The organism is Sphingopyxis indica, from assembly GCF_900188185.1.
Classification (GTDB): Bacteria; Pseudomonadota; Alphaproteobacteria; order Sphingomonadales; family Sphingomonadaceae; genus Sphingopyxis; species Sphingopyxis indica.
Map to the genome: position 1 here is coordinate 1 of NZ_FZPA01000003.1, position 18202 is coordinate 18202.

The 18202-nt window shown below is 69.4% G+C and carries 24 protein-coding genes; 13 read left to right on the plus strand and 11 right to left on the minus strand.

The window, feature by feature from the left end:
* From CHB69_RS20745 to CHB69_RS06045, 3 genes are all read left to right on the plus strand, one after another.
* Nucleotides 1-390: IS30 family transposase (locus tag CHB69_RS20745; RefSeq protein ID WP_141133923.1), on the plus strand; the 390-nt coding region annotated here is incomplete at its 5' end.
* Between the two features lie 117 nt (nt 391-507).
* On the plus strand, nt 508-1221 hold the full coding sequence (locus tag CHB69_RS06040) for a hypothetical protein (protein ID WP_089215107.1): 714 nt from the start codon (nt 508-510) through the stop codon (nt 1219-1221).
* A gap of 84 nt (nt 1222-1305) precedes the next feature.
* A complete protein-coding gene (locus CHB69_RS06045) occupies nt 1306-1920 on the plus strand; it encodes a hypothetical protein (protein WP_089215108.1) in 615 nt (204 codons plus the stop codon).
* A gap of 13 nt (nt 1921-1933) precedes the next feature.
* Here CHB69_RS06045 and CHB69_RS06050 read toward each other — a convergent pair whose 3' ends face one another.
* The gene (locus CHB69_RS06050; RefSeq protein WP_245836575.1) at nt 1934-2542 is read right to left on the minus strand and encodes a hypothetical protein; all 609 of its coding nucleotides are present in this window, start codon (nt 2540-2542) and stop codon (nt 1934-1936) included.
* Between the two features lie 31 nt (nt 2543-2573).
* Here CHB69_RS06050 and CHB69_RS20050 point away from each other — a divergent pair, with 31 nt between their 5' ends.
* The 3 genes from CHB69_RS20050 (at nt 2574) to CHB69_RS06060 (ending at nt 3959) form a co-directional block, all read left to right on the plus strand.
* A complete protein-coding gene (locus CHB69_RS20050; RefSeq protein ID WP_170935454.1) occupies nt 2574-2723 on the plus strand; it encodes a hypothetical protein in 150 nt (49 codons plus the stop codon).
* A 236-nt stretch (nt 2724-2959) separates the two neighbouring features.
* The gene (locus tag CHB69_RS06055) at nt 2960-3439 is read left to right on the plus strand and encodes a hypothetical protein (RefSeq protein ID WP_089215109.1); all 480 of its coding nucleotides are present in this window, start codon (nt 2960-2962) and stop codon (nt 3437-3439) included.
* 178 nt (nt 3440-3617) lie between these two features.
* On the plus strand, nt 3618-3959 hold the full coding sequence (locus CHB69_RS06060; RefSeq protein ID WP_089215110.1) for a TraR/DksA family transcriptional regulator: 342 nt from the start codon (nt 3618-3620) through the stop codon (nt 3957-3959).
* A gap of 273 nt (nt 3960-4232) precedes the next feature.
* On the opposite strand, the gene CHB69_RS06065 is transcribed toward CHB69_RS06060, so the two are convergent.
* On the minus strand, nt 4233-4490 hold the full coding sequence (locus CHB69_RS06065; RefSeq protein ID WP_089215111.1) for a DUF2171 domain-containing protein: 258 nt from the start codon (nt 4488-4490) through the stop codon (nt 4233-4235).
* 148 nt (nt 4491-4638) lie between these two features.
* Between CHB69_RS06065 and CHB69_RS06070 the strand changes: the two genes are divergently transcribed.
* Complete coding sequence (locus CHB69_RS06070) at nt 4639-5298, plus strand: hypothetical protein (RefSeq protein ID WP_089215112.1); 660 nt, start codon at nt 4639-4641, stop codon at nt 5296-5298.
* A gap of 1 nt (nt 5299) precedes the next feature.
* Here the strand turns inward: CHB69_RS06070 and CHB69_RS06075 are convergent, their stop codons facing one another.
* The 6 genes from CHB69_RS06075 to mnmA form a co-directional block, all read right to left on the minus strand.
* Nucleotides 5300-5851, minus strand: a complete 552-nt coding sequence (locus tag CHB69_RS06075; RefSeq protein ID WP_089215113.1) for a thermonuclease family protein — start codon at nt 5849-5851, stop codon at nt 5300-5302.
* Nucleotides 5852-6147: 296 nt separating this feature from the next.
* Nucleotides 6148-6453 (minus strand): hypothetical protein, encoded by a 306-nt coding sequence (locus CHB69_RS06080; protein ID WP_089215114.1) that lies wholly within the window; start codon nt 6451-6453, stop codon nt 6148-6150.
* A gap of 51 nt (nt 6454-6504) precedes the next feature.
* Nucleotides 6505-7197 carry a DsbA family oxidoreductase gene (locus CHB69_RS06085; RefSeq protein WP_089215115.1) on the minus strand — a complete coding sequence of 231 codons (693 nt, stop codon included), beginning with the start codon at nt 7195-7197 and terminating at the stop codon, nt 6505-6507.
* 37 nt (nt 7198-7234) lie between these two features.
* Nucleotides 7235-7375, minus strand: a complete 141-nt coding sequence (locus tag CHB69_RS20055; RefSeq protein ID WP_170935453.1) for a hypothetical protein — start codon at nt 7373-7375, stop codon at nt 7235-7237.
* 98 nt (nt 7376-7473) lie between these two features.
* On the minus strand, nt 7474-7884 hold the full coding sequence (locus tag CHB69_RS06090; protein WP_089215116.1) for a hypothetical protein: 411 nt from the start codon (nt 7882-7884) through the stop codon (nt 7474-7476).
* A gap of 54 nt (nt 7885-7938) precedes the next feature.
* The gene (gene mnmA, locus CHB69_RS06095; protein WP_089215299.1) at nt 7939-9066 is read right to left on the minus strand and encodes a tRNA 2-thiouridine(34) synthase MnmA; all 1128 of its coding nucleotides are present in this window, start codon (nt 9064-9066) and stop codon (nt 7939-7941) included.
* A gap of 145 nt (nt 9067-9211) precedes the next feature.
* Between mnmA and CHB69_RS06100 the strand changes: the two genes are divergently transcribed.
* From CHB69_RS06100 to CHB69_RS06110, 3 genes are all read left to right on the plus strand, one after another.
* The gene (locus tag CHB69_RS06100) at nt 9212-9595 is read left to right on the plus strand and encodes a hypothetical protein (RefSeq protein WP_141133924.1); all 384 of its coding nucleotides are present in this window, start codon (nt 9212-9214) and stop codon (nt 9593-9595) included.
* A 2-nt stretch (nt 9596-9597) separates the two neighbouring features.
* A complete protein-coding gene (gene sciP / locus CHB69_RS06105; protein WP_089215118.1) occupies nt 9598-9897 on the plus strand; it encodes a CtrA inhibitor SciP in 300 nt (99 codons plus the stop codon).
* A 175-nt stretch (nt 9898-10072) separates the two neighbouring features.
* Complete coding sequence (locus CHB69_RS06110; RefSeq protein ID WP_089215119.1) at nt 10073-10369, plus strand: hypothetical protein; 297 nt, start codon at nt 10073-10075, stop codon at nt 10367-10369.
* Nucleotides 10370-10527: 158 nt separating this feature from the next.
* Here CHB69_RS06110 and CHB69_RS06115 read toward each other — a convergent pair whose 3' ends face one another.
* Nucleotides 10528-11145, minus strand: a complete 618-nt coding sequence (locus CHB69_RS06115) for a GNAT family N-acetyltransferase (RefSeq protein ID WP_089215120.1) — start codon at nt 11143-11145, stop codon at nt 10528-10530.
* Between the two features lie 132 nt (nt 11146-11277).
* Here CHB69_RS06115 and CHB69_RS06120 point away from each other — a divergent pair, with 132 nt between their 5' ends.
* The 3 genes from CHB69_RS06120 (at nt 11278) to CHB69_RS06130 (ending at nt 14883) form a co-directional block, all read left to right on the plus strand.
* Nucleotides 11278-12486, plus strand: coding sequence for a hydrolase (locus CHB69_RS06120; RefSeq protein WP_089215121.1), 1209 nt, complete (start codon nt 11278-11280; stop codon nt 12484-12486).
* The gene (locus CHB69_RS06125) at nt 12483-13484 is read left to right on the plus strand and encodes an arginine N-succinyltransferase (RefSeq protein WP_089215122.1); all 1002 of its coding nucleotides are present in this window, start codon (nt 12483-12485) and stop codon (nt 13482-13484) included. Before CHB69_RS06120 ends, CHB69_RS06125 begins: the two co-directional genes overlap by 4 nt.
* A gap of 148 nt (nt 13485-13632) precedes the next feature.
* Nucleotides 13633-14883: an N-succinylarginine dihydrolase gene (locus CHB69_RS06130; RefSeq protein WP_089215123.1), complete on the plus strand. Its 1251-nt coding sequence runs from the start codon at nt 13633-13635 to the stop codon at nt 14881-14883.
* 507 nt (nt 14884-15390) lie between these two features.
* On the opposite strand, the gene CHB69_RS06135 is transcribed toward CHB69_RS06130, so the two are convergent.
* Nucleotides 15391-17205 carry a winged helix-turn-helix domain-containing protein gene (locus CHB69_RS06135; RefSeq protein WP_089215124.1) on the minus strand — a complete coding sequence of 605 codons (1815 nt, stop codon included), beginning with the start codon at nt 17203-17205 and terminating at the stop codon, nt 15391-15393.
* 4 nt (nt 17206-17209) lie between these two features.
* Nucleotides 17210-18073, minus strand: coding sequence for a winged helix-turn-helix domain-containing protein (locus tag CHB69_RS06140; protein ID WP_089215125.1), 864 nt, complete (start codon nt 18071-18073; stop codon nt 17210-17212).
* Between the last annotated feature and the right edge of the window lie 129 nt (nt 18074-18202).

The window sequence follows — 18202 nt, forward strand, 5'->3', positions numbered from 1 at the left end:
CAAAACAGCCTCAAGGCCGATCCCGTCGCCGACGCCATCGTCCAGTTGCTCCAGCCAATGCCCGCGTCGCTGCGACGGTCGATCACCTTCGACAATGGCACCGAATTTACCCGCCATCACCGCATCGAAAGGCAACTCGCTATCCAGGCCTTCTTCTGCGATCCGCACGCCCCATGGCAGAAAGGCGGCATCGAAAACGCCATCGGTCGCCTCCGTCGATACCTCCCCCGAAAAACCAGCCTCGACGACTTGCCCCCCAACGCCTTCGACGCCATCATCGCAATCTACAACAATACTCCCAGAAAATGCCTCGGCTTCCAAACCCCAGCCGAAGTCTTCATACCGTTGCACTTCAAATGTGAATCCACACCCGGATCAAGTCCGGGGTGACGAACGCGGGAATAGGCCGCCGTCGCCCCGTTCAAAACCGAATGCCTGTCCCACACGCGACCCACCCCCAAAAAAAATCCCTTTCCTACACGTTCCTTTTATGTTCCAAACTGGCGGATGAGCCACATTGCCCCCATCCCCTCGCCCGGCGCGGTGCCCACGCCCGCCGCCGAACCCGCCGCCACCCCCGCGCTCGACGCGCACGGGCACGACCCCGCCGCCTATGAGTGGGTGCCGGTGCTGCGCAAGCGGCGCAAGGATGGCTGGTCGCCCGACAAGCAGCGCGCCTTTATCGAGGTGCTTGCCGATACCGGATCGGTCGCCACCGCGGCGCAGCGCGTCGGCATGTCCGAATCCTCCGCCTATCGCCTGCGCCGGTCGCCCGGCGCCGAGGCGTTCGACCGCGCCTGGTCGGCGGCGATCGACGCCGCGGCCAAGAAATTGCTCGACGCCGCCTTCGAACGCGCGCTCGTCGGCACCGACGAGCCGGTGTTCGACCGCGAGGGTAACCGCGTCGGCCGCCGCTTTCGCCAGAGCGACCGGCTGCTGATGTTCCTGCTGCGCGCTTATGGCCCCGATTGTTTTCGCGGCAACGCGGCGGACGGGCGGACCGATCCCGCGCCCGTCGCGGTGGCCGAGGCGCTGGTCCATCTGCACCCCGCGCCGCCCGCCGCCCTCGAAGCCCCCGAAGCATCGCTGGCGCCCGGCGACCTGGCGGCGGCGCTGGAGGTGGCCGATCTGTGTGATGGCGCGCTGCCGCCCTGTCCTTCCGACGATCGCGACAGCGCAGCGCCGCCCTCCACCGGCGGCGGCGATGTGCAGAGCGCATGAGGCTGAACTTTACTGAACTTTGGTCCGGCCCAGCCGCCCCACGCCCCCCTTCCCCCCGCCGCCCCGGCGCGCTACCCCTTCCCCATGCGCCTGCCGACCTATATCTACGGCCTCCTCTATCCCGCCTTGCTCGGCAGTTTCCTGTTCGGCGCGCTCACCGCGCCCTTTCCCGACCGTTACCAGCTGTGGGCGGCGGGGTTGATGATCCTCTATTTCGCCGCGCAATATGGCGAGGGGGCGATCGTCGCCTATCAGGTCGATCCCGACGGCAGCCCGCGCTACGGCCCGGCCGAGGCGGCGATCGACCTCGTCGAGATTTTCGCGATGCTCGCGATCATGGCGGCGATCGGCCTGTTCGGCGCCGCGCCCACCGGGCTCGTCGCGCGGATCTTCAATCCCGACAGCGTCTTCAACCACTGGGGGTGGATGGCGCTCGCCTTTGCGGTGCCGCCGCTCGCGCGCATCGCGCTGTCGCTGCGCGGCCGGCGGCTGCGGCGCAAGACGCACGACATAAAGGCGCACGGCCGCCTGACCGCGCTGTCCTTCGCCGCCGCCTTCGGCGCGATCCTCGGCTATGCCAATCCGGCGCTCGGGCTCGGGGTGATCAGCGCCGCGCTGCTCACCTACCTCGCCATCTATCTCGGTTGGCCGCACCTTGGCGAGCGGCCGCTGCAGGCGTTTTGGGGGCGGCGGGGTTGAACCGCGCCGCGCCTCAATGCAGCGTCGGCGACAGCGGAACCGGGCGCCCGGTCGCGAACAGCACCGCGCCGCGCACCGCCTCGACCGGACCCTCCAGCATATAGAGCTTTGCCAGCTCGCGCGTCGTCTCGCTGTCATCGTCGACCACCAGCCGCAGCGAGCCGATGCCCAGCGCGCCCCGCGTCACCACGACGTCGCGGATATTGGCGAGCGGCCACGAGCGGTCGGCGCCGCGATAGAGGCGCACCCCGTCGTGGCGCAGATAGCGCCGCCGCAGCGCGAACATCCGCCCGAAATCGAAGGTCGCATAGCCGAAGATCGCAACGATCAGCGGCCCGGTCAGCGGCCCGAGCAACCGGTAGAAGCCGCTCGCGGCAAAACCGCCGCCCCACAAAAGCTCCCACAGCGCCCAGACGAGCCCCGCCGCCGCCGCACCCGCCCACGCGAGCACCGGCGCCGTGCGCAGCCGGCCGAGCACCACTTCGCGCGATCGCCGCCCTCGTGCCGTCTCCATGTCCATCGCGCCGCCATAGCGCGCCGCTGCGCCGGCGCAAAACAGGATTGCCCGCCCGCGCCTTGCGGCCAGTCGCGCCCGGCGCTTTGCCCGACTCCGGGCGGCCATGCTATGCAGGCGATCGGAAAGGAGAAAGCCCATGCAGGCCGTAACCGAAGGCGACCGCCGCAAGGAGGTCCGCTCGCTCCTCGACCGGATTCAGGCGCATCCCGAGCGCGACTGGACCGGCGCGCGGCGGCGTATCGCCACGCTCAACAAGCTGATCGCCACCGACCGTCAAGCGCACTGACGAGCGGCGGCGCGGGCGCGGCGGAGTTCGTCGCATATTTTCGGCGACCCGCCGCGTTACCGCATCTCTCCTCGCCGCCAGCTCTATTCACCAACAACCTGTGAAATCACGACATTTATCCTTTCCGGTGACCGGCTGAACGCGCGTTTTCTCCGGCGTTCATGAAACAAGCCCCTCGCTTCATTCGTTTCTTCCGCATCCCCGTCCCCGAACGGACACACGACAGGAGAGAGACGATGCGTACCACCCTCATTCTTCTCGCCGCGGGCAGCGCGGCGCTCGCCACCCCCGCTTTCGCACAGGTCGGCGGCGTCGCCGGGCAGGTCACCGGCGACGTCACCGGTCAGGTCAATCCCGGCGAGGTCGCGAGCGACACCGCCGGCCGCGTCACTCAGCCCGTCGGCGACGTCGTCGGCCAGACCGACGATATGGTGAACGACACGGCCGACTCGGCGAACCTCAAGCTCGCGACGCAGGATCAGGTCCGCGCCGGCGCCAATGTCACCGACATGAACGGCAACAGCATCGGCACGGTGCAGAGCGTCGATGGCGACAATGCGGTCGTCGTCAGCGGCGGCAAGCTCTACAACATCCCGCTGTCGGAGCTCTACAGCAAGGCCGACGGCGCCGCGGGCAGCCTCGTCAGCAAACTTCCGAAGGATTCGCTGACGCTCCATGCCGGTGCCGATGCGGGCGCCGACGCCGACGTTCGCTAAGCCGTTTCCTTTACCCGCGATCGCTTCCCCCCATGATCGCAAGCAAAGGCGCCGGGTTCCCCTTCCCGGCGCCTTTTCGCTTGCCTCGCGCCCCTGCGCGCGCATGATGCGTCGTTGACGCCGCGCAAAGACGCCCTCGTCCAGTCCGGCTAACCCGGGCGCAGCGAAAGGAATTGCCATGGCTTTCTCGACCACCGAACTCGCCGCGATCCGCGCCGGCCTCGCCGATCGCCTCGCCGACCTTCACGCCCGCGGCGCGCGCGTCGAAAGCGACATGACCGCGCCGGTCAGCCCCGACGGCGAAGACGCGGCGACCGAGCGCGAGGACGACGACGCGCTCGCCGGCGAGGATGCGCTGCTCACGCGCGAGGCGCGCGCGGTCGCCGCCGCGCTCGCGCGCATCGACGCGGGCGATTACGGCGCCTGCACCCGCTGCGGCCAGGCGATCGCCCCCGCGCGGCTCGAGGCGAAACCCGAAGCCGCGCTCTGCATCGACTGCGCCCGCGAAGTCGGGGGCTAGAGCAAATTGCAGGAAATCTGAATCATCCGCATCCCCGAGCGAAGACGAGGAGCTCGTTCGAGCGGAGCGAGAACCGCAGCGTCGCCGCCTCGACTTCGCTCGGCAGAGCCCCTCGTCTTCGCTCGGGGACACGGTGCAGATTTAAGGCTCGCTGCTCTAGACTACCGCGCCACGCCAAGAAAATGGCCCGCGCCGGAAAGGGGTCGGGCGGGCCAGTTGCGTGCCGGGGCGCCGGATTGCGCCGCGCGGCCCTCTGGTTTTTCGGGCGAGGGGCTATTCGGCCTCCTCGAACATCTCGACCGCATTGGCGGCGGTGGCCGACAGGCGCACCGTGTCGCCCTCGACCGACGCGACGAGACCGGCAGGCAGATAATGATGCTTCGCGCCTTCGCCGTCCTCGGCCTGCGGGCTGTCGCGCTTGGTCAGCTTGATCCGCTCGCCGTCGAGATGGTCGACGGTCCCGACATGGACGCCATCGGCGCCGACGACGGTCATATGTTCCTTGATCGCGCTGTGGTCATGCTCGGCCATGCTCATTCTCCTCGCTGTGAAAACGATGATACGCCTGGGTTGTGCGATTCGATGCATAGCATGGGACGGGCCGCGACGAAATTTCGCCGGGCTGGGTAATACCAAGTTGCACCTTGGTCTGGCGCGCCGCGCCCGCTAGCATCGCGGCATGCGCGCGCTCCTTCTCGTCGGCCTGGCGCTCCTCGCCGCCCCCTCGCCGGCGGCCGCCTGCTCGCCCGTTCCGGGCTACCGCGTGCCCACCAATCTCGACCTCACCGCGGCGGCCGACATGATCCTGCTCGCGGTGGTCGAAGGGCCGGCAGCGGGCAACGGCTCCGATGCGATGCGCGTCCGCATCCGCCCGGTCGCGGCGCTCAAGGGCGATGCCTCCGACGCGCCGGCAACGCTGCCCGTCGGACTCGCGAGCGGCGACTTCGCGCTGCTCAGCAATCCCTATCAGCTCGAACAGGCGCATCCGCTCGCTTATGCCGGGGGCTGCATCCGCACCATGGTGCCGCGCGGCTCGCGCCTGCTTTTCTTCCTCCGTCGCCAGGGCGGCGACTGGCTTCCCGCGGGTGGCCCGTTCAGCCGCTGGGCCGAGGATGCGCTGACCGACGACGCGCCGTGGCTGCGCGCGGTGCGCTTCTATCTGCGCGTCCTCGCGCTGCCCGAAGGCGAGCGTGCCGCCGCGCTGGAGACGCGCCGCAGCGAATGGCGCGCGATGGCGGACGATCCGGTCGCCCAGCTCCTCGCCGACGAAGTGGGCCGCCAGATCGCCGGCTCCAACCCGCCGCTGCGCGAGGAACTGCCGCCGCCGCCCGCCGGGTGAATCAGCACCACGGCCGGCGACGGCCCTCCCACGGCCGCGCCAGCCCTTCGGCGACGAGCACCGACCCGACACTCGTGCCGCCGCGCACCACGACGCGCAGCTTGCGGCCATAGCGGTCGCTGTCGCGGTCGATTTCTTCGAGGCTGAAGGCGCCCGCGTTGAGCCACACCCGCAGCCGGTCGGTCGCGGCGCGGCCGAGCCGCGCTTCCTCGGCACAGCGCGGCGGGTGCGTTTCGGGGGTGTCGATGTCGGCGATGCGATATTTCTCGCCCGCGAACCAGAAGGTGTCGCCATCGACGACGCAGTTGCGCCCGCCGCCGCTGTGGCAAAAGCCGAACTGCGCCGAAAGCGCGTCGGGCTCTGTCGAGCGGATCGCAATATCGGCGAATGCCGTTGGTCCGTCGGGCGCAAGGTGCAGCGCCGCGAGCGTGCCGCAGAAGCCGCCGACTGCCACGACCGCCAGCCATTCGGCGAAACGAAGGCGGCGGCGACGCCGTCGCTGCCGCAGCCAGCGCGGCGGCGGATAGCGGGACGGGGAATAGCGGCGGGTCATGGCGCCGACCCTGCCAGCGCGGGATTAGCAAATGGCAAAGACTCGGCTCCACTCCGGCAACGGCCTCGCGCCGATCGTCACCGGCGCGGCGCCATTTTGACCGGCATCAATGCAGCGATGGGCCGCCCGCGCGATGACGGGCCTCGAAAGGAGCGACCCCGATGTCCCACCCCCTCTTGCAGGCGCCGGTCCTGATCTTCACCTTGATGACGATCGGCTTCATGCTCGTCCTCGGCCCGGTCGCCGCGATCGACATCATCCGAGCGCGCAAGGACTGACCACAGGCGCGGGGTTAGCTAGGGCGCGCCGCGCGGCTCGTCGTCGTCGACCCCGCCGGGGCCGAGCTCATCCTCTTCGTCGTCGTCGCTGCGCTCGCCGCGATAGGCGTCCATGTCGATGCGCCCCGAATGGTCCATCTGGCGCATATGGTCGACCAGATCCTGCGCATCGTCGGTCTGGTCGCGCGCGGGGGTCTTGTCCGAATCCTCGAGGCCGCGCGCGCGGCGCGCCTCGTCGGCGACGCTTTGCGCCTGCGCGGGGTCGTCGCGTTGCTCGCGGTTGATCGCCTCGGGCGCCTCCGGGTTGCGGGGATCGTCGGTCATCGGGGGGCTCCTTTCTTTGCCCCCTCAACGCGCCGCCGCGCCGCCGGTTGCTCAGGCCGCGTCGGCCAGCACCTTGCGCTCGATCACCCGGATGAAGACCTCGGGGTCCTGCGCCCCCGGCACCAGCATCCGCCCGTCCAGAATGAAGGCCGGAACGCCGGTGATATTCTGGTCGGCCCACCAGGCTTCTTCGACACGCACCATCTCGGCATAATCGTCGCTCGCCAGAATCGCGGCGGCGCGCGCGCCGTCGAGCCCGGCCGATGCCGCGACTTCGGCGAGCACGCCATGGTCGCTCACATCGCGATTGTCGGTGAAATGCGCGCGGAACAGCGCGAGCTTGAGCGCGGTCTGCACCCCCGTCGCCGCGGCCTGTTCGGGCTCCTCGAGCGCCCCCGCCCAGCTCAGCAGCCGGTGCGCGTCGAAGCTGTTGCGCATGCGAAAGCCGGGGCCGCGGTTGAAGGTGAAGCCGAGCTCGGCCGCGATCGCCGCCATCTTGCCGCTGTTCGCGCGCGACTGCTCGGCGCTGATGCCATATTTGCGCTGCACATGGGCCGCCGCATCCTCGCCCTCGGGCGGCATGTCGGGGTTGAGTTCGAACGGATGCCATTGCACCCGGAAATCGAGCCGGCCGGCGAAATGCGCCATCACCGCCTGAAAGCGCAGCCAGCCGATGATGCACCACGGACACATCACGTCGGACACGATATCGACCGAAAGGCGCGGCGTGGCAGGGTCGCTCATCTCAAACTCCTCGCGCGCCGCGGCCTTCCGGGCGCGCTCAATCGGGCGGCGAACGGCGATCCTTGCCCGACCGCCGGTCGCCCTTGCGGCGCTCCGGTCCGCTATAGTTCGGATCGTCGGCCACCCGCCGGTCCTTCTTGCGCCGGTCGGCGTCGCGCTTGTCCTGGTCCATCGGCATCGTCGTTCCTCCCCACTCAAAGGGAATATGAGATCCGACCCGATACACAATAGCTCACACTATTGCGTAAATGACAAGTCGCCGCCGGGACCGCCCCGTCACGCCGACTCGGCGCTCCCGGGCCCGGCGGGCCGCGACAACAGGCGCCAGCTGCCCGCCATCAGCAGCGTCGACAGCGCCTCGACGATCATCGCCTGCACGATCGCGCCATTGACCGGATCGCCGCTCGCAACGCCGACCAGCCGGCCGACGAGCGCGGTGCCATAGAGCGCCGCGGGCACGAGCAGCGCGCCGCGCCACCGCGGCATCAGCGCGCCGATCGCCGCGCCGCCCGCGGAGACGAGGAAAAAGGCCGACAGGTCGGCGCGCACCGTATTCGCCGCGCCGCCGTCGACCGCGATGCCGAACATGTCGGTGAAGGTCGCGGGATCGAGGATGCCCCGCACGCCCAAAATGAAGAAGAAGGCCGCCCACAACAGGACGACGCCGCGCAATACCCAGTGAACCATCTTCGCTCTCCCCTGATTGCGCGCAGGCTGCGCGATCCGCGGGAAAGTTTCAATCTATTCCGCTGCGAAGGTTTCCTCGATCCAGCCGCCGCCGAGCACCCGGCTTCCGTCCGCCGCATCGTAAAGCACCGCCGCCTGCCCCGGCGCGACGCCATATTCGGGGGCCGCGAAGACCAGCCGGTCGCCCGTCATATGCGCGGGCACGGGCTTTGCCATGCTGCGCACCTTCGCGAGCACCGGGCGCCCCTCGACCTCGGCGAGCCAGTTCGCCTCGCCGAGCCGCGCGCCCGAAACGGCAAGCGCGCGCCGCGGCCCGACGATCACCTGCTTCGCCGCGGCGTCGAGCCGCACGACATAGAGCGGCTCGGCCTGCCCGCCGATATCGATTCCGCGCCGCTGCCCGACCGTATAATGGATCAGCCCCTTGTGCGCGCCGAGCAGCGTCCCGTCGACATGGACGATTTCGCCCTTGTCGTCGGCGTCGGGCCGCAGCTTGCGGACGAGACCGGCATAATCGCCGTCGGGAACGAAACAGATGTCCTGGCTGTCGGGCTTGCCCGCGACGCCGAGGCCCAGCTCGCGCGCGATCTCGCGCACCACGCTCTTTTCGAGCCCGCCGAGCGGAAAGCGCAGATAGTCGAGCTGCGCCTGCGTCGTCGCAAAGAGGAAATAGCTCTGGTCGCGCGCCGGATCGACCGCGCGGTGCAGCTCGGCGCCCGCGGGCCCCATCACCCGCCGCACATAATGGCCCGTCGCCAGGCAATCGGCGCCCAGATCGCGCGCGAGGTCGAACAGGTCGGTGAACTTCACCCCCATGTTGCAACGCACGCAGGGGATCGGCGTCCGGCCGGCGAGATATTCGTCGGCGAACTGGTCGATCACCGTGTCGCGGAAGCGGCTTTCATGGTCATGGACGTGATGCGCAAAGCCCAGCCGGTCGGCGACCGCGCGCGCGTCGCGAATATCCTGCCCGGCGCAGCAGGCGCCGACGCGCTTCGCCTTCGCGCCATGGTCATAAAGCTGGAGCGTGACCCCGATCACTTCGGCGCCCGAGCGCGCGGCGAGCGCGGCGACGACGCTCGAATCGACGCCGCCCGACATGGCGACGACGATTCGCCGGGCGTTCATCGGCCCGGCGAGCTGAAAATCGCCGAGTCGCGCGGGGGCAAGGGTGGTGGTCATCACGGGCGCCATCTAGGGGCGATGTTGCAAAAAAGCCAGCTTTTCGGCGCTGCGCGTCAAAATATTGACGGCGATTAAGCTTCGCTAACAGGTGCTGAAACCGGCATTTACGGGACTTTAGGCGGTTCGCGATAGAGCGATGCTCATGAACCTTGCAGCCTCCGATTTCCCGCAACCCGCCGGCACCGCGAGCCTGTCGAAGCCCGGCTTCGACATCATATTGGCGGTGTCGGGCGCGCGTCAGGCGGCGCTGCCGACGGCGTGCCTTCTCCGCGCGCGGGCGCAGCGCGCATCGCAGGCGGCAAGGCTTCATGCACGCTGCAGGACTCTGGGCGGACATGCGGGTGGGGCCCGTTCCGTCGACCAGGGGCCGGCGCGCTTCCTCGATCTGTCCGATCGCGGGGGCATGCTGCCCGAAACCGTGAACAGCCCGTTTACCAGAGGGTTTCAGCCGATGTTGAATCCCTCGCGAATAGGCAGGTGGCTGTCGGTCGAACCGATCCCCCCCGTTGAAGACTTTATGGAATGATTATGATCGAGAACCAGAAAATCCGCCCCGCCCAGGTCATCGGTCCGCTCGGCGAACCGCTGACGCTGGACTCGCTGCCGCCGCCCAACACGACGCGCTGGGTCGTGCGCCGCAAGGCCGAGGTCGTCGCCGCGGTCAACGGCGGCCTGCTCACCGTAGACGAGGCGTGCGAGCGCTACGGGCTCAGCCTCGAGGAATTCGCAAGCTGGCAGCGGTCGATCGACCGCAGCGGGATGCCGGGCCTGCGCGTCACGCGCATCCAGCATTATCGCGACCTCTACGAGCGCCAGCAGCGTTTCTGAGCCGCGCTCCGATCGGAAGGGAAGAGGGCGCTTCGGCGCCTTCTTTTTTGCCCGCCGTCGCCGCCGCGGACGCGGCACAACGGAATAACCCGCGGTTTCCCGCAGTTTGACGATTTTGTTGCAACCCACGGGTTCACCCGGCGTTAAGGCCGGGCGTAATCAAGGAGACATTCACATGCGCAAGATCATCATCTCGCTTTCCGCCGCTTCGGCGCTCGCGCTGGGAGCCTGCCAGAGCCCGCAGGCCGACAAGGTCGAGGACCAGGCCGAGACGCAGGCCGACGCCATCGACGATCAGGCCGATGCCATGCCCGAAGGCCCGGCGCAGGACGCCATGGAAGAAAAGGCCGACAAGGTCGAGGAAATGGGCGAAGAAAAGGCCAATCAGATGGACGACAGCGGCGAAATCGCCCCGTCCGAGAGCGGCACCGGCGACACCCAGACCGCGCCTGCGGATCAGACCAAGCAATAAGCCTCTCTTCGCACGAAGACGGCAAAGGGTGTCGGCGGCCATGCCCCGGCGCCCTTTTTCATTGGTGCGGGAGGGCGACGTCCGCTTTGCGGGTAGGGAGCGGACATCCTCCCCGTGCCGGGGAGGACCCTTATGACCGCAATCGGTCGAAAGCCGCCCTAAACCCCGCCCTCCAGCGCCCGGAACACATCCTGCACCCCACGCGCGTCGCGGTCCTGCCGCAGCGCTTCGACCCCCGCCGCGACGTCGAGCCGATATTCGGCGACGCCCGCCGATTCCTGCATCCAGCGCGCGGCGAGCGCGCGCACCAGCCGGGCGGCGGCGCGATTTTCGGACAGGATATGGACGTCGAGCTCGGCCAGTCCTTCGGCGCGGCACTGGATCAGCAGCGCCGCGCTCATCATCCGCGCGAGGCCCTGGCCGTGATAGGCGTCGACCACTGCGACCGAATATTCGCCGATCGGCCCGTCGGGACGGTGCCGCACCGCGCGCACCGCGCCGATCACCGGCCGCCCTTCGCATTCGGTGCAGATCGCGCCCCAGGCGATATGGTCGTGGCCGTCGACGTCGGCGAGCCGCTCGACGACATGATCGGGCGGCATCGGGGCGGGCGAGAAAAAGCGCAGATAGCGCGATTCGGCCGACAGCCTCGCGATCGCGGCGCGCAGCAGCGGTTCGTCCTTCCGGGTGATCGCCCGCAGGCAGACGGCGGTGCCGTCGTGGAGCATGCTATGCACTTCGATGCCGCTGAGCGGCGGAGCCGCCTTCGTCGCCATGCCCTGCCTCCGGCCGCTGCTGGGCGGCCACGATAGGTGCGTTTCGACAAGCGGACAAGCCGCGACGCGGCGCGGCCGGCGTTCGCGTGCGGGGGGTCGCCAAACCCCACCGTGTCTGGCTATACGCGCTCCATGACCAGCCTTTCATCCACCGAAGCCGCGGCGATCGAGCGCGCGGGCGATGCGCCGATGCTCGCGCAGGTCGAGGCGTGGGCGGCGGTAAACAGCGGCACGGGCAATCTCGCCGGCCTCAAAACCGTCGCCGGCCTGCTCGCCGACGCCTATTCGGCGCTGCCCGGCGATCTTCGCCTCGTCGCCCCCGATCCGGTCGAAAGCGTCGATGCCGCAGGTCGGGTCCAGACGATCGAGCGCGGCGCGCACCTTCACCTCAGCGTCCGGCCCGACGCGCCGGTGCAACTGCTGCTCACCGGCCATATGGACACGGTGTTCGCCGCCGATCACCCGTTCCAGTCGCTCACCTGGCTCGAAGAGGGCGTGCTGAACGGCCCCGGCACCGCCGACATGAAGGGCGGGCTCGCGGTGATCCTTGCGGCATTGTCGGCGCTCGAATCCTCGCCGCTCGCGCCGCGTATCGGCTATGACGTGATGATCAACAGCGACGAGGAAACGGGCAGCCACGCCTCGGCGGGGCTGATCGCGCGGCTCGCGAAGGGCAAGACCGCGGCGCTGACCTACGAACCCGCGCTCCCCGACGGCACGCTCGCGGGCGCGCGGCCCGGCAGCGGCAATTACTCGGTTCTCGTCCACGGCCGCTCGGCGCACGCCGGGCGCAACCCCGAAGAGGGGCGCAATGCGCTCGTCGCCGCGGCCGACCTCGCGCTGCGCCTCGCTGCGCTCAAGGCGCCCGACCTCAAGGTCAACCCCGCAAAGATCGACGGCGGCGGCCCGAACAATGTCGTCCCCGACCAGGCGATTCTGCGCGTCAACATGCGCCCCGCGACCCCCGAAGCCGCGACGGCGGCCGAGGCGGCGCTGAACGCCGCAATCGCCGCGATCGAGCGCGAGCATGGCGTGCATTGCCACCTCCACGGCGGCTTCAACCGCCCGCCCAAGCCGCTCGACGCACCGGCGACGCGGCTGTTCGAGCTGGTGCGCGATTGCGGCACCGCGCTCGGCATCGACATCGCGTGGAAAGCGACCGGCGGCGTGTGCGACGGCAATAATATCGCGGCGTGCGGCGTGCCCGTCGTCGACACGATGGGACCGCGCGGCGGCGCCATCCATTCGCCGGACGAATTTCTGATCACGGGCAGCCTGCCCGAACGCGCGCGGCTGTCGACCTTGACACTTTTACGTTTAGCGGAACGGGGGACTGTGTGAGCTATGTGATCCGGGCGGCAAAGCCGGGCGATCTCCAGAGCATTTACGAAATGGCGAAGCTGACGGGAGGGGGCTTCACCAACCTGCCCCCCGACAAAAAGGCGCTTGGCGCCAAGCTCGAACGCGCCGAGGCGAGCTTTGCGTCGGACAGGGAATATCCCGCCGACGAGCTTTATCTGATGGTGCTCGCCGACAGCGAGACCGACGAGGTGCGCGGCACCTGCCAGATTTTCGGGCAGGTCGGCCAACGCTGGCCCTTCTATAGCTATCGCATCGGCACCGACAGCAAGCATAGCGAGCAATTGGGCCGCACCTTTCACGCGCAGATACTGATGCTCAGCAACGACCTCAACGGCGCGAGCGAGGTCGGCGGGCTGTTCCTCCACCCCGCGGCGCGTGCCGGCGGGCTCGGCCTCTTGCTCGCGCGGTCGCGCTATCTGTTCATCGCCCGCCACCGCGCGCGCTTTGCCGACCGCATCCTCGCCGAGCTGCGCGGGGTGATCGACGAAGCGGGCGGCTCGCCCTTCTGGGACGGGGTTGCGGGCAAATTTTTCGGCATGAGCTTTCAGGAAGCCGACCAGTTCAACGCGGTGCACGGCAACCAGTTCATCGCCGACCTGATGCCCAAGCATCCGGTCTATGTCGCGATGCTGCCCGAAAGCGCGCGCAGCGTCATCGGCGTCCCGCACCCCAGCGGCCGCGCGGCGATGCGGATGCTCGAGAATGAGGGCTTTGCGTTCGAAAATTATATCGACATCTTCGACGGCGGCCCGACGATGACCGCGCGCACCGACCAGGTCGCGAGCATTCGCGATGCGCGGCACGTCGAGCTGACCGGGATCGCCGAGGAGGGCGAGGACGCGCTGATCGCCACCGGGCGGCTCGACGGCTTCCGCTGCTGCTTCGGCAAGGTCGGCGCGGGCGGCACGATCGACGCCAGGAGCGCCGACCTGCTCGGCGTCGCGCGCGGCGACGAGATCAGCTGGATCGGGCGGTAGGACGGAAGAAAGCCCCTCCTCTTCAGAGGAGGGGTTTGGGGTGGTGGACGCCGGTGAAGGAGCACCACCCCGCTGCGACTAGCGAGCAAGCTCGCAAGTCTCGCTGCCCCTCCTCTGAAGAGGAGGGGGAAATTATGGGACAGAATATATGCTCACCGAAATCAATTTCGACGGGATCATCGGCCCGACGCACAATTATGCGGGGCTCAGCCGCGGCAATATCGCCTCGTCGAGCCACGCCGGCGACGTGTCGCAGCCGCGCGCCGCGGCGCTGCAGGGCATCGACAAGATGCGGCACAATCTAGCGCTCGGGCTCGCGCAGGGCTTCTTCATGCCGCTCGACCGCCCCGATGCGGCGTGGCTCGCCGCACTCGGCACGACGCTCGACGCCGCCGAGCCGCATCTGCGTGCGCAGGCCTGGTCGGCCTCGTCGATGTGGGCGGCCAACGCCGCGACCGTCTCGCCCGCGCCCGACAGCGCCGACGGCAAATGCCATCTGACCGTCGCCAACCTGATGACGATGCCGCACCGCAGCCACGAATGGCAGGGCACGCTCGCACAGCTGAGGCTCGCCTTTGCCCATCCCGCCTTCGCGGTGCACGGCCCCGTCCCCGCCCCCTTCGGCGACGAAGGCGCGGCGAACCATATGCGGCTGTGCGCCGGGCACGGCGCGCCGGGGGTCGAAATCTTCGTCTATGGCGTTGGCGGCGGCCGCTTCCCGGCGCGCCAGCATCTCGACGCGTCAAAGGCGATCGCGCGCCATCACCGGCTCGACCCGGCAAAGACGCTGTTCATCCGCCAGTCGGACACCGCGATTCAGGGCGGCGCCTTTCACAATGATGTTGTCGCGGTCGCGAACGAGCGCGTGCTGTTCACGCACGAAACCGCGTTCGAGGACCGCGAAGGCGCGCACGCACAGATCCGCGCCGCCTTTCCCGAGGTCGAGATCGTCGAAGTGCCCGCGAGCGCGGTGAGCCTGCCGGACGCGATCAAGTCCTATCTGTTCAACGCGCAGCTCGTCAGCCTGCCCGATGGCGCCGGCATGGGGCTCGTCGTGCCGACCGAAGCGCGCGAAACGCAAAGCGTGTGGAACTGGCTGGAGGCGCATGTCGCGGGCAACGGCCCGATCCGCCGGCTGTTTCCGGTCGACGTGCGCCAGTCGATGGCGAACGGCGGCGGCCCCGCCTGCCTGCGGCTGCGCGTCGTCGCCGATCCCGCGACGATCGACCCGCGCTTCATCGCCGACGCGGACAAGCTCGATGCGATCGCCGATGTGGTTGCAAGGCACTGGCCCGAAGCCATCGCCCCCGGCGACCTCGCCTCCCCTGCCCTGGCCGCCGACGTCCGCCGCGCCCGCACTGCGCTGCTCGCGGCGCTGGACCTGAGCGAGCTGGGCTAGAGTGTTTTCAAGTCAGGTGGAATCACCTGACGACTTGGAAAACACGGTAAAACAAGACTCTAGGCATCCCGACGGCAGGTAAACAGGCTGGCGGCAGATTCGGCGTGGGGAATGGGCATCTTTTGGTGCGAGTAGGCGCGCGCAGAGGGCGTTGGTCGAAACCGATGGATCGGGATTTCTTGTTTCGCGCGAAGACGCGAAGACGCGAAGATGTCGTGCTTGCCGGGAAGCGGCTTTTCTCCTTTCGCGTTGCGGTGGGCGCGGCGATGAAGGAAAAGGCGGCCTTGCGGCCGCGAACCGGCCCCTTCGCGTCTTCGCGCCAAATAAATCTCGCCGGCACTCGCAGCACAGCGCGTTGCTCGCCTACTGCGCCGCCTTCGCATCCCTCCGCCGTTCTCTTCCTTCAATCCTGCGGCTGCTTTCGCCCGAAACCCGCCATTCCTCGCTCGGTTGGCAAACGCTCGTCGCCGAAACGGCACGGTCTCCCGGCCCCGCCGCCCGCGCGCCTCACTCCCCGGCCAGCAGCCGGGCCTCCGCCAACGCCGGATAGGTCGCGGGCAGGTCCGCGACCCGTTGCAGCGCCGACAGGCACCGCCTCGCTTCGTCCCGCCCCGCCCCCGCGTCGCCGCGCGCCAGCGCTATCCGCGCAGCGACGCAGTGCAGCCGCGCCCGCCAGGGATGGCTCGCCGGCACGCCGCTGCGATCCATCGCCGCCGCCGCCCGGCCGGCCTCCGCGTCGGCACCCGCCGTGTCGCCCAGCGCCGCCAGCGTCCGCGCCCGGCGCATGTGAAAGCGCACCGCGCGCCCGTCGCGGCGATACAGCACCCGTGCCCCCGTCTGCCGCGCCTCCTTGAGCAGCGCCGTCGCGCGCGCCGCATCGCCCGCCTGCGCTTCGGCCAGCGCGAGCAGCGTCATCGCGTCGAGCGTGCGCAGATGGTCGCCGCCGAGCGCGGCGCGGTAGCGCTGGAGGATCGGGCGCAGGCGATCGCGCGCGCCTTGCGGGTCGCCGCTATCGAGCGCCGCGAGCGCGCGCCCATAATCCGGCGCGAGCGCATCGACCGCATCGACACCGCGCGCCGCCGCGAACCGCGCCTCGGCGCGCGCGAAATGCCGCTCGGCGGCCGCAAAATCGCCGATCGAGGCCAGATAGCTGCCATAGTCGGCGTGCGCCCAGCCGGTCAGCGAGGGTCGCTCGCCGCCCATCGCCTCGCGCAGTGCCAGGTTGCGGCGAAAGGCCGCATCGGCGCGGGCGAAATGGCCGAGCTTTGCCTGCGCACGGCCCGCAAACCATTGCAGATCGGCACGCTCGCCGGGGGTCAGCCGCGCCCCCTGCGCCGCGGCGGCATCGAGCAGCGCGGCACCGCGCCGATAGTCGCCGATATCGACGAGCAGTTTCGCTTCGGCGAGCTGTGCAACCGCGACGGTGCGGGCATCGCTTCCCTGCGCGCCCCGCACCGCCCGCGCGCACGTCGTTTCGGCAAGCCGCGTGTCGCCCGCGCGGCGCAAATTGCTGCACAGCGCGATATCAATCGGCGTGGTCTTCGCCGCGCTCGCGCCGTGGAGCCGCTCCGCGACCGCGCGCGCGCGATGGAGGTGAAGCACCGCAGCCTCATAATCACCCCATCCGGCATAGGCGCTGGCGATCATCCGGTGAACCGTCACTCGGGTCGCCGGATCGTCGCGCAATTCGGTGTTCATCGTCGCCGCCGCGCGTGCGACCGCGGCGCGCAGCGAAGGGCCGTCCCGTCCCTGCGCGGCCAGCTCGCCCGGAGCGAACAGGTCCGATGACAGAAAGGCGACCAGCGCCTCCTTCTCGCGTGCCTCCTCCGCCGCCCGCGCGCGCGCCGCCTGCGCCGCAAACAGCGCCGCCACCGCGAGCGCTACGCAGATCGCAAGCCCGGCGAAAGCCAGCGTTGTCGCGGTGCGCCGCCGGTCGCCGACCAGCGCCTGCCGCCACCGCGACCCTGCGCCGCCCGCCATCGTCACGCCGCCCCGCTCGGCCGGTCCCTTGAGCCGATAGCCGCTGCCATAGACCGCCTCGATCCGTGCGCCCTCGGCGCCGAGCGCCTGCCGCAGCCGGCCGATCGCCTTGGTCAGCGAGTTTTCGTGAACGATCCGCCCCGGCCATCCCGCGGCGAGCAGCGCGTCGCGCCCGAGCGCCCGCCCATCCGCTGCGAGCAGCGCCGCGAGCAGCGCGCGGCACGGCCGGTCGAGCTCGACCGCACGCCCAGCGACCGTCAGCCGCCCCGTCGTCGCATCGAAGCCGGCATCTTCGATGCGCCAATGGCCGCCCTCGCTATCGTCCTCCCCGCCCGTCGCCATCGGCCTAAGGCGCCGAGGCCGCGGGCGCGAGGTCGGGAAGGATGAAGGCGTAAAGTCCCTCGGGCGTCACCGCGACCCCCTGCCCCCCGCTTTCGGCGAGCAGGTCGCGCTGCGCTTTCGACGGCAGGATAGTGTAGAGATAAAAGGGCGTCACGTCGCCGCGCGCCCGCATCGCCCTGACCAGTTCGATCCCCGCGAGCGGCTCGCCATTCCGCCCCATGTCCGAAATCACCGCGTCATATTTATACATGGCGAGCAGCTTCAGCGCATCGGCGCTCGATGTCACGTCATAAACAGCGACCTTGTGCCCAAGCAGAAAGTCCCGCTCGCTCCTGTTATTCTCCGGATGGTCGTCGACCCACAGCACGCGCCCCGTCACATCGGCGGGTTCGCCGATCTTCAGCCCCTCGTCGCGATCGGCGGCGGCGCCGTCGCCGCGGCTCCAGACGAGCGCCAGCGCCGCCGCGAGCGCGAACAGCAGCACCAGCCCCGCCGCGCGCGGCAGCCAACGACCGCGCGCCGCGACCGGCTCCGCTGACGGAGCAGCAGGCACGGCCACCGCCGCCGCGCCGGCGTTCAGCCGGTATCCGACGCCGTAAACCGCCTCGATCCGCTTGCCGTCCTCGCCCAGCGTCCGGCGCAGCCGCGCGATCGCCTTGGCGAGCGAATTTTCATGGACGATCCGCCCCGGCCAGCCCGCTTCGAGCAGCCGGTCCTTGTCGACCGCCTTGCCGACGTTCGACATCAACGCCAACAGGATGGCGAGCGCGCTGCGGTCGAGTTCGACGGGTTCGCCTCCGACGCGGACGGCGCCCGCGGTCTCGTCATATTCGAACGCCCCAAAGCGCCACTGGCCGCGATCCGGCATCCGTCCCCCCAATGCCACCCAACAGCGGGACGGACGCGCGAACGAGTGACGACTCCTCCGCGCGGCGACCCGGCGCGCATTTTTGCGGCGTGGCGGCCAAGCGTCAACGTCGAAGATCGCCCGAAACGG

What these genes read in the sequence shown, in the direction of transcription:
- CHB69_RS06040 (WP_089215107.1), top strand. Translation starts at nt 508, where the DNA reads ATGAGCCACATTGCCCCCATCCCCTCGCCCGGCGCGGTGCCCACGCCC.
- CHB69_RS06045 (WP_089215108.1), top strand. Translation starts at nt 1,306, where the DNA reads ATGCGCCTGCCGACCTATATCTACGGCCTCCTCTATCCCGCCTTGCTC.
- CHB69_RS06050 (WP_245836575.1), bottom strand. Translation starts at nt 2,542, where the DNA reads ATGGCCGCCCGGAGTCGGGCAAAGCGCCGGGCGCGACTGGCCGCAAGG.
- CHB69_RS20050 (WP_170935454.1), top strand. Translation starts at nt 2,574, where the DNA reads ATGCAGGCCGTAACCGAAGGCGACCGCCGCAAGGAGGTCCGCTCGCTC.
- CHB69_RS06055 (WP_089215109.1), top strand. Translation starts at nt 2,960, where the DNA reads ATGCGTACCACCCTCATTCTTCTCGCCGCGGGCAGCGCGGCGCTCGCC.
- CHB69_RS06060 (WP_089215110.1), top strand. Translation starts at nt 3,618, where the DNA reads ATGGCTTTCTCGACCACCGAACTCGCCGCGATCCGCGCCGGCCTCGCC.
- CHB69_RS06065 (WP_089215111.1), bottom strand. Translation starts at nt 4,490, where the DNA reads ATGGCCGAGCATGACCACAGCGCGATCAAGGAACATATGACCGTCGTC.
- CHB69_RS06070 (WP_089215112.1), top strand. Translation starts at nt 4,639, where the DNA reads ATGCGCGCGCTCCTTCTCGTCGGCCTGGCGCTCCTCGCCGCCCCCTCG.
- CHB69_RS06075 (WP_089215113.1), bottom strand. Translation starts at nt 5,851, where the DNA reads ATGACCCGCCGCTATTCCCCGTCCCGCTATCCGCCGCCGCGCTGGCTG.
- CHB69_RS06080 (WP_089215114.1), bottom strand. Translation starts at nt 6,453, where the DNA reads ATGACCGACGATCCCCGCAACCCGGAGGCGCCCGAGGCGATCAACCGC.
- CHB69_RS06085 (WP_089215115.1), bottom strand. Translation starts at nt 7,197, where the DNA reads ATGAGCGACCCTGCCACGCCGCGCCTTTCGGTCGATATCGTGTCCGAC.
- CHB69_RS20055 (WP_170935453.1), bottom strand. Translation starts at nt 7,375, where the DNA reads ATGCCGATGGACCAGGACAAGCGCGACGCCGACCGGCGCAAGAAGGAC.
- CHB69_RS06090 (WP_089215116.1), bottom strand. Translation starts at nt 7,884, where the DNA reads ATGGTTCACTGGGTATTGCGCGGCGTCGTCCTGTTGTGGGCGGCCTTC.
- mnmA (WP_089215299.1), bottom strand. Translation starts at nt 9,066, where the DNA reads ATGACCACCACCCTTGCCCCCGCGCGACTCGGCGATTTTCAGCTCGCC.
- CHB69_RS06100 (WP_141133924.1), top strand. Translation starts at nt 9,212, where the DNA reads ATGAACCTTGCAGCCTCCGATTTCCCGCAACCCGCCGGCACCGCGAGC.
- sciP (WP_089215118.1), top strand. Translation starts at nt 9,598, where the DNA reads ATGATCGAGAACCAGAAAATCCGCCCCGCCCAGGTCATCGGTCCGCTC.
- CHB69_RS06110 (WP_089215119.1), top strand. Translation starts at nt 10,073, where the DNA reads ATGCGCAAGATCATCATCTCGCTTTCCGCCGCTTCGGCGCTCGCGCTG.
- CHB69_RS06115 (WP_089215120.1), bottom strand. Translation starts at nt 11,145, where the DNA reads ATGGCGACGAAGGCGGCTCCGCCGCTCAGCGGCATCGAAGTGCATAGC.
- CHB69_RS06120 (WP_089215121.1), top strand. Translation starts at nt 11,278, where the DNA reads ATGACCAGCCTTTCATCCACCGAAGCCGCGGCGATCGAGCGCGCGGGC.
- CHB69_RS06130 (WP_089215123.1), top strand. Translation starts at nt 13,633, where the DNA reads ATGCTCACCGAAATCAATTTCGACGGGATCATCGGCCCGACGCACAAT.
- CHB69_RS06135 (WP_089215124.1), bottom strand. Translation starts at nt 17,205, where the DNA reads ATGGCGACGGGCGGGGAGGACGATAGCGAGGGCGGCCATTGGCGCATC.
- CHB69_RS06140 (WP_089215125.1), bottom strand. Translation starts at nt 18,073, where the DNA reads ATGCCGGATCGCGGCCAGTGGCGCTTTGGGGCGTTCGAATATGACGAG.